An 8478-nucleotide genomic window follows, 5' to 3' on the forward strand; every position below is an offset into this window, starting at 1 on the left:
GGGTGCCACGCAGTTATTCCGTCCATTGGATAACAATGATCTAATTCTGGGAGCGGTCGGGGTATTGCAGTTTGATGTAGTTGTTCACCGTTTGAAAGGGGAGTATGGCGTCGAATGCGCCTATGAACCGGTTCAGGTGCATACCGCACGCTGGGTGTATTGCGATGATGTGAAAAAGCTGGAGGAATTTAAGCGGAAAGCCTCAATGAATCTGGCTCTTGATGGTGCGGATAACCTGACCTATATTGCTCCAACAAGGGTCAATCTGGATCTCACAATAGAACGTTGGCCGGAAATTGATTTCCGTTCCACCCGTGAGCATCTCTAAAAGTCTTGCCATACAGCCGACTTCTCAAGCAGAATGAAATTTCCATTCGTTGCCGGAGAAAGAGATGAAAGTCAGACTCATTACCAAAAACAAAGGTAAGCCGGTTATCGGGCTGACACCGACAGATTCACTGGATAAAGCTGTCCATTTGATGATGGAACATCGCATTGGTTCGTTAGTGGTAACGGAAAATGGCACGCTGGTGGGGATCCTTTCAGAACGTGATTTGCTCAATGTGTTACACAAGAAACACGCCATGTGGGAACCTAAAACAGCAGCGGATGCGATGACGCCAAATCCCTATACCTGTGATCCGGATAACACGCTGGAAGAAGTGATGAATATCATGGTTGACCATAATATCCGTCATTTGCCGGTAGTTTACAAAGGTCGGCTGGAGGGAATGTTATCCATTACGGATGTAGTGGAAGAACTGCTGAAAAAAGCAAAGTTTGAAAATAAGCTATTGAAAAACTATATCCAGAATTGGCCGGATGCCGACCACGAAGAGTGATTTTAACGCTGTGGATAAAAGATTAGGACTCGGGTAACTTAGCCATTCTTTCAACCTGTAGCCGGTTATCGTTGGCAAATTCCAACAGAAATTCAAAAAGCATCACGTCTTCTTCTTCAAGTTGCGCATCAATCACGACACATTTGGTGCCTTCCAGTGAAGCCAGTTTAACGTTTGGATGAAAAATGATTCTTCTTCCTGGACCATAGCTGGCGACTGCTCCACACAGTCTTTCTGCCCAGTCACTGGGGCGAAATTTACCGCCGTCCTCAGTGATGCCTTTAATGATCACTTTTTCCGTTGCAGTCATCGATTTTGGTGCTCTTGAATAAACAAAATGAATAATGGGTGTGCATTTTACTGTGTAACATCAGGCAAAGGCCAAACAAACTCTTTTCAGTGATTTAGGTCAGCGAGAAAAACCCGTATAATCGAGCGCTTTATTATTTGACGACAACGAGACGTTTTGTGGCCGACTACAAACACACTTTAAATCTTCCTGCGACTGACTTCCCAATGAAAGCGGGCCTACCCAATCGCGAACCTGTGATTTTAAAGCGTTGGCAGGAGCAAGATCTTTACCGGCAGTTACGGCAAACCAATCAGGGTAAACCGAAATTCATTCTGCACGATGGCCCTCCGTATGCCAATGGCGATATTCATATCGGTCATGCCGTCAATAAAATTCTTAAAGATATTATTTTAAAGTCCAAAACCCTTAGTGGCTTTGATACACCTTATGTTCCCGGCTGGGATTGTCACGGTCTGCCGATTGAACTGAATGTTGAGAAAAAAGTTGGCAAACCGGGCGTTAAAGTCAGCCCGGCAGAATTTCGTCAGGCCTGTCGTGAATATGCGGCCAAACAGGTTAACGGTCAACGGGAAGATTTTAAACGACTGGGCGTATTGGCTGATTGGGATAATCCGTATCTGACCATGGATTTTCAGTTTGAGGCTGACATTATTCGCACACTGGGCGAAATCATTGAAAACGGTCATTTACACAAAGGTGTAAAACCGGTGCATTGGTGCGTGGATTGCGGCTCTGCATTAGCTGAAGCCGAAGTCGAATATGAAGATAAAACCTCACCGGCCATCGATGTACGTTTTCAATTTAATGATACCGTTGAGTTTGATATAGCCTGCCCGAACAACGGCAATGGTCCGGTGAATATTGCCATCTGGACCACCACACCATGGACTTTGCCAGCCAATCAGGCGGTGTGTCTGCATCCAGATTTAGAGTATGTCGTGGTGCAATGTGCTGCTGAGCGTTTGGTGTTAGCAGAAGCATTGTATGAAAAAGCACTTGAACGTTATCAGTTAACCGGTGAAGTGATTGCCCGCTGCAAGGGCGTTGCGCTTGAAGGTTTATTGCTGCAACACCCGTTTTATGATCGAAAAGTACCGGTTATTTTAGGTGATCATGTCACTACCGATGCTGGTACCGGCGCTGTGCATACGGCACCTGGTCATGGTCAGGATGACTATATTGTCGGGTTGAAATATAAACTGGAAGTGGATAATCCGGTGGGTGGCAATGGCGTGTTTTTACCAGACACCCCGATTTTTGCCGGTGAATCTGTGTTTAAAGCCAATCCGCAGGTTATTGAGGTATTAAAAGAAAAATCAGCTTTGTTATGCCATGTGGATATCCGTCATAGCTATCCACATTGTTGGCGCCATAAAACACCGATTATTTTCCGTGCGACGCCACAATGGTTTGTCAGTATGGAGCAGAACGGTTTACGTGATCAGGCAATGCAGGCGATTGCTGCAACCAAATGGATGCCGGACTGGGGCCAAAAACGTATTGAGAATATGGTGACAGGTCGTCCGGACTGGTGTATTTCCCGTCAACGGACCTGGGGTGTACCGATCCCGTTATTTGTGCATCAGCAGAGCGGGGAATTGCATCCGGATTCGAAAGCATTGATCGAAAAAGTCGCCCTGGCGGTTGAGCAAAACGGTATTGATGCCTGGTTTGATATGGATGCCAGCGATCTGATTGGTGCAGATGCAGAAAATTATTTCAAAGTCACTGATACGCTGGATGTCTGGTTTGATTCTGGTGTGTCGCATGCCTGCGTATTAACCCGCCGTGATGATTTGCATCGTCCTGCCGATCTCTATCTTGAAGGCAGCGATCAACACCGTGGCTGGTTCCAGTCTTCATTGTTGACATCAGTTGCCACCACTGGCAAAGCACCATACAAAACTGTGCTGACTCACGGTTTTACCGTGGACGCCGAAGGCAAGAAAATGTCTAAATCCAAGGGCAATACGGTTTCACCGCAAAAAGTGGTGAATAACCTGGGTGCCGATATTATTCGTCTTTGGGTGGCGGCGACTGATTACAGTGCTGAAATGACGGTGTCGGATGAAATCCTCAAACGCACAGCGGACTCATATCGCCGTATTCGTAATACCGCACGGTATTTATTATCGAACCTGAATGATTTTGATCCTGCCTCCAATCTGGTCGCAACTGAAAAGTTATTACCACTGGATCGCTGGGTACTGGATCGTGCCTATCATCTGCAGCTGGAAATCCTGGCAGCCTATGAAAGCTATCAGTTCCATCTGATTTATCAGAAAGTGCATAATTTCTGCGCCAATGAACTGGGCAGTGCCTATCTGGATATCACCAAGGATCGGCAGTACACCATGCCGGCAGACAGTCTGGGCCGTCGATCTTCTCAAACCGCGATGTTCCATATTCTGGAAGCGTTAACCCGTTGGATTGCGCCGATTCTGAGTTTCACTGCCGATGAACTGTGGGAGTTTATTCCGGGCCAGCGTAACTCGTCAGTGTTACTGAATAACTGGTATTCAAATCTGGTGCCATTATCGTTGGATAGTGTTTTGTCGGTGGCGGATTGGCAGCAATTATTCGCTGTTCGTGATGCTGTTGCCAAAGAACTGGAAAATAAACGTAACCAGGGTGCAGTGAAAGGCGGTTTAACTGCCGATGTTAGTTTGTACGCTGAAGACAGTTTGCTGAACGTATTAAATAAAGTTGGCGATGAACTGAAATTTATCCTTATTACATCGTCAGCCAAGCGTTTTTCATTGGCAGATAAAACGGCGACAGCAATCGACACCGGATTAACTGGTTTGGCAGTGGATATTCATGCCTCGCCAAACGCCCGTTGCGAACGTTGTTGGCATCAAACTGATGATGTAGGTAGCCATGCAGATCATCCGGAATTGTGTGGCCGTTGCGTTGAAAACGTAGATGGCGATGGCGAAACCCGCCGTTTTGCCTGAGGCAGTTACTATGTTGAAGTGGTTATGGGTAAGTGTGTTGATCATTATATTGGATCAACTGACCAAGGTGGTCATGGCTAATTGGCTGGAGTTATACCAAACCGTTGCCGTGATGCCGTATTTCAATTTTACTTTGGCACACAATAGCGGTGCAGCATTCAGTTTTCTGGCAGGTGCCGGTGGCTGGCAGCGCTGGTTTTTTATCGGGCTGGCGGTGTCCGTTTCAATCGTATTAATTATTTGGCTGTCCCGTCTTAAGGCGCAGGCAAAAGTGGAAGCGATAGCGATTTCACTGATTATCGGTGGTGCAATTGGTAATGTGCTTGACCGGTTTTTCTATGGGTATGTAATTGATTTTATTGATATATATATCGGTACCTATCATTGGCCGGCATTTAATGTTGCTGATGCAGCCATTTGTATCGGTGCTGTGTTGTTGATTTTGGATAGTTTCAGAAAACCAGCGGAGCAAAAATGAATCTATGTGATTTAGCGGTAGATAGCATTGCCGCGTTGCAGCCTTATGTACCCGGAAAGCCGATTGAAGAATTGCAGCGGCAATATGGTGTAAGAGATGTTATTAAATTGGCCTCAAATGAGAGTCCGATTGGCCCATCTCAGGCCGCACTGGCCGCAATTGCGCTGGCGACCCGCGATTTAACGCGTTATCCCGATGGGAATGGCTTTACATTGAAACAGGCTTTGGCCGAAAAATTTCAGCTGGATGCCGGGCAGATTACCTTGGGCAATGGTTCCAATGATGTATTGGAGTTGATTGCCCGTTGTTTTGTCTCACCTGTTGATGAAGTCATATTTTCTCAACACGCTTTCGCCGTTTATCCATTGGTGGCACAGGCGATAGGTGCTTCGCTGGTAGAAGTTCCAGCCAAGGATTTCGGCCATGATTTAACCGCAATGCAGCAAGCCATTACGCCTAAAACCAAACTGGTTTTTATTGCGAATCCTAATAATCCCACCGGCACGTATGTAGCAGCTAATGAAATTTATGGTTTTCTGCAGGCCATTCCAGACAATGTGATTGTGGTACTGGATGAAGCTTACGTTGAGTATGGCGACAATGAACAGAACAGCATTGACTGGTTGAAAGAATTTCCTAATTTAATTATTTGCCGTACCTTTTCCAAGGCTTATGGTCTGGCGGGTTTGCGGGTTGGTTTTGCTCTATCAAGTCCGGAGATTGCTGATTTATTAAATCGTCTGCGCCAGCCGTTTAATGTCAATCATCTGGCAATGAGTGCTGCGATTGCGGCGTTGGGCGATGAAGATTATCTGCAGCGAGCCAAACAGGTTAATGCCGAAGGCATGCAACAATATATTGAGGGTTTTAACAAGCTGGGACTAAGTTATATTCCCTCTAAGGCAAATTTTATCTGTGTGGATGTCGCCACCCATGCGGCTGACATTTATGAAAAACTGTTGCAACAGGGTGTCATTGTCAGACCTGTTGCAGGTTATGGTTTACCCACACATTTACGCATCAGTATTGGTCTTGAACATGAAAACCAGCGCTGCCTGGAAGCGCTGGAAAATAGTCTTGCAGAGGCCAAATGATTAAAAAACTGGCAATTATCGGGGTTGGACTGATTGGTGGTTCACTGGCTTTGGCATTAAAAAAAGCCGGGCTGGTTGAACAGGTAACCGGTTATTCACGATCGGCAGCAGCACGTGATGAAGCATTGGCATTGGGCATTATTGATAATGCAGCTGATTCATTGAAAGAGGCTGTCGCAGATGCGGATATGGTCTTTGTGGCTGTACCCATGGGCGCGATGCAAACGGTTTTTGAGCAAATGGCTCCTCATCTGAAGTCACAAGCGATTGTTACCGATGCGGGCAGTGCTAAACATCAGGTAGTTGAAGCCGCCCGTCGGGCTTTAGGTGATAAGTTTGACCGTTTTGTCCCGGGACATCCAATAGCGGGTACTGAGAAAAGTGGACCATCTGCAGCGTTTGCGGAGCTGTATCAACAACATCGCGTGGTATTAACCCCAGTTGCCGAAACGGACAAAAACGCGCTCGAGCAAGTACGTCAAATGTGGCAACAGGCCGGTGCCGACGTATTTGACATGGAAGTTGAACATCACGATGTGGTGTTGGCTGCGACCAGTCATTTGCCGCACGTTTTAGCCTTCAATCTGGTGGGTATGCTCTCCAAACGAGATGACTGTGATGAAGTATTACGTTACGCCGCAGGCGGTTTCCGTGATTTTTCCCGTATCGCTTCAAGTGATGCCGTTATGTGGCGGGATATCTGTCTGGGAAACCGTCACGCCATTTTAGAATTATTAGAACAATACCGACGTGGTCTGGATCAGATCGAACAGGCGATTCGGCAAGATGATGGTGATTATCTTATTGATATTTTTGCACGGGCCAAGCGGGCCAGAGATACCCGTTTTGCCGATCCAAGTCTAAAAGACAATAGTGAAGTGTAGTGGGAGTGATGAACAGCGTGAGCGGGCAACAGGATCGTAAATTTGTGGTACAGGCCGGTGGTCAGTTAACGGGCAGTTTTCGTGTGGCCGGAGATAAATCCATTTCACACCGTTCTATCATGCTGGGTTCATTGGCTGAGGGCGTCACCGAAATCAGCGGTTTTCTTGATGGTGAGGATGCGCTGGCTACACTGGCTGCTTTTCGAGCCATGGGGGTTAAGATAGAAGGCCCGGTCGACGGCAAAGTCACCGTGCATGGTGTCGGCATGCATGGATTGATGGCACCCGAAAATGACTTGTATGTGGGAAATTCCGGCACTTCGATCCGTTTATTAAGTGGTCTGCTGGCGGGGCAATCCTTTGACGTGATAATGAGTGGGGATAAATCCTTATCAGGCCGTCCGATGCGTCGGGTGACCGATCCATTGGCACTCATGGGAGCTCAGATTGATACTACCGACGGCAAACCACCGCTGACGATTCATGGTGGTCATAAATTAGCGGCTATTAATTACGACTTGCCGATGGCCAGTGCTCAGGTGAAATCCTGTCTGTTATTAGCCGGTATGTATGCGGAAGGCACAACCTGTGTAACTGAACCTGCGCCGACACGAGATCATACTGAACGCATGCTACAGGGCATGGGATATCCAGTGAATGTTCAGGGTAATCGTATCAGTATTAAAGGTGGCGGCAAATTAACCGCCACCAGTATCGATGTACCAGGGGATATTTCTTCGGCTACTTTCTTTATGGTCGGTGCGGCAATTGCGCCGGGTTCAGATATCACTTTGCAACATGTGGGTGTTAACCCGACACGCATTGGTGTGATCAATATCCTGCGTGAAATGGGCGCCGATATCAGCCTGAGTAATGAAGCTGTCACCGGTGGCGAGCCGGTTGCCGATATTCGTGTTCGTTATGCACCATTGAAAGGCATTGACATTCCAGAAGATCAGGTGCCACTGGCAATTGATGAATTTCCGGCAATATTCATTGCCGCGGCCTGTGCGCAAGGTCGCACAGTCTTAACCGGCGCGGAAGAATTACGCGTCAAGGAAAGTGATCGAATTCAGGTGATGGCCGATGGTTTACAAGCACTGGGTATCGATGCACAGCCAACAACAGATGGGATGATTATCGAAGGTGGCGTGATAGGCAGTGGTGAAGTGGACAGTCACGGCGATCACCGCATTGCGATGTCATTTGCCATGGCCGCTTTACAAGCAGGTGGCGCTATTCAAATTAATGACTGTGCCAATGTGGCGACTTCTTTTCCCAACTTTGTCGAATTAGCAAATAACAGTGGTTTACAGATCGATGCTTTCGATGTCTGAGATACCGGTTTTGACGATAGATGGTCCAAGCGGTTCTGGTAAGGGTACTTTAGCGCAACGTATGGCAGAAAAGCTGGGTTGGCATTATCTGGATAGTGGAGCGATTTACCGTGTTCTTGCACAAGCCGCCCTGAAACATCATATTGACTTAGCCGATGAAACTGCGCTGGCAACACTGGCTGGACAGTTGGATGTAAAGTTTCTGTTAAAAGATGGTCAGCTGCAAGTTGTCCTGGAAGGTGATGATGTTTCACTGTTGATTCGTTCCGAGCAAGCCGGTAATGCCGCATCAAAAGTTGCCGCATTACCGGCGGTACGTGCAGCTTTATTGCAAAGACAACGCGATTTTCGCCAGGCCCCCGGATTGGTGACTGACGGTCGCGATATGGGGACCGTAGTGTTTCCTGACGCAACATTTAAAGTCTTTCTGACAGCCAGTGCGGAGGTTCGGGCGGAGAGACGATATAAGCAGTTGAAAGAGAAAGGAATTGATAGTAACCTTTCCGATCTCGTAGCTGAAATATCTGAACGTGATGATCGGGATATGCAACGTGAAGTAGCGCCGCTACGGCC

7 protein-coding genes and 2 pseudogenes are annotated in these 8478 nt (G+C 47.3%); 8 read left to right on the forward strand and 1 reads right to left on the reverse strand.

Annotation, left to right across the window (positions count from 1 at the left end; translation table 11 throughout):
- Nucleotides 1-328: pseudogene (prfC, locus tag B3O33_RS02485) on the forward strand (peptide chain release factor 3); the annotation flags it as partial.
- 64 nt (nt 329-392) lie between these two features.
- Nucleotides 393-842: a CBS domain-containing protein gene (locus B3O33_RS02490; RefSeq protein WP_292361683.1), complete on the forward strand. Its 450-nt coding sequence runs from the start codon at nt 393-395 to the stop codon at nt 840-842.
- A 22-nt stretch (nt 843-864) separates the two neighbouring features.
- On the opposite strand, the gene B3O33_RS02495 is transcribed toward B3O33_RS02490, so the two are convergent.
- Nucleotides 865-1152, reverse strand: a complete 288-nt coding sequence (locus B3O33_RS02495) for a DUF3579 domain-containing protein (RefSeq protein ID WP_292361684.1) — start codon at nt 1150-1152, stop codon at nt 865-867.
- Between the two features lie 158 nt (nt 1153-1310).
- Between B3O33_RS02495 and ileS the strand changes: the two genes are divergently transcribed.
- The 6 genes and pseudogenes from ileS to cmk all read left to right on the forward strand — a co-directional run.
- A complete protein-coding gene (gene ileS / locus B3O33_RS02500; RefSeq protein ID WP_292361685.1) occupies nt 1311-4112 on the forward strand; it encodes an isoleucine--tRNA ligase in 2802 nt (933 codons plus the stop codon).
- A 10-nt stretch (nt 4113-4122) separates the two neighbouring features.
- Nucleotides 4123-4590, forward strand: a complete 468-nt coding sequence (gene lspA, locus B3O33_RS02505) for a signal peptidase II (RefSeq protein WP_292361686.1) — start codon at nt 4123-4125, stop codon at nt 4588-4590.
- A complete protein-coding gene (hisC, locus tag B3O33_RS02510; RefSeq protein WP_292361687.1) occupies nt 4587-5684 on the forward strand; it encodes a histidinol-phosphate transaminase in 1098 nt (365 codons plus the stop codon). The genes lspA and hisC overlap by 4 nt, the downstream gene beginning before the upstream one ends.
- A complete protein-coding gene (locus B3O33_RS02515) occupies nt 5681-6568 on the forward strand; it encodes a prephenate dehydrogenase (RefSeq protein ID WP_292361688.1) in 888 nt (295 codons plus the stop codon). The genes hisC and B3O33_RS02515 overlap by 4 nt, the downstream gene beginning before the upstream one ends.
- An 8-nt stretch (nt 6569-6576) precedes the next feature.
- Nucleotides 6577-7905, forward strand: coding sequence for a 3-phosphoshikimate 1-carboxyvinyltransferase (gene aroA / locus B3O33_RS02520; protein WP_292361689.1), 1329 nt, complete (start codon nt 6577-6579; stop codon nt 7903-7905).
- Nucleotides 7898-8478, forward strand: a pseudogene (cmk, locus tag B3O33_RS02525) ((d)CMP kinase); the annotation flags it as partial. The gene aroA and the pseudogene cmk, both read left to right, overlap by 8 nt.

The organism is Methylophaga sp. UBA1464 (genome assembly GCF_002325665.1).
Classification (GTDB): domain Bacteria; phylum Pseudomonadota; class Gammaproteobacteria; order Nitrosococcales; family Methylophagaceae; genus Methylophaga.

Coding starts and splice junctions, on each gene's coding strand:
- B3O33_RS02490 (WP_292361683.1), top strand. CDS start 393: ATGAAAGTCAGACTCATTACCAAAAACAAAGGTAAGCCGGTTATCGGG.
- aroA (WP_292361689.1), top strand. CDS start 6,577: ATGAACAGCGTGAGCGGGCAACAGGATCGTAAATTTGTGGTACAGGCC.
- B3O33_RS02515 (WP_292361688.1), top strand. CDS start 5,681: ATGATTAAAAAACTGGCAATTATCGGGGTTGGACTGATTGGTGGTTCA.
- lspA (WP_292361686.1), top strand. CDS start 4,123: ATGTTGAAGTGGTTATGGGTAAGTGTGTTGATCATTATATTGGATCAA.
- hisC (WP_292361687.1), top strand. CDS start 4,587: ATGAATCTATGTGATTTAGCGGTAGATAGCATTGCCGCGTTGCAGCCT.
- B3O33_RS02495 (WP_292361684.1), bottom strand. CDS start 1,152: ATGACTGCAACGGAAAAAGTGATCATTAAAGGCATCACTGAGGACGGC.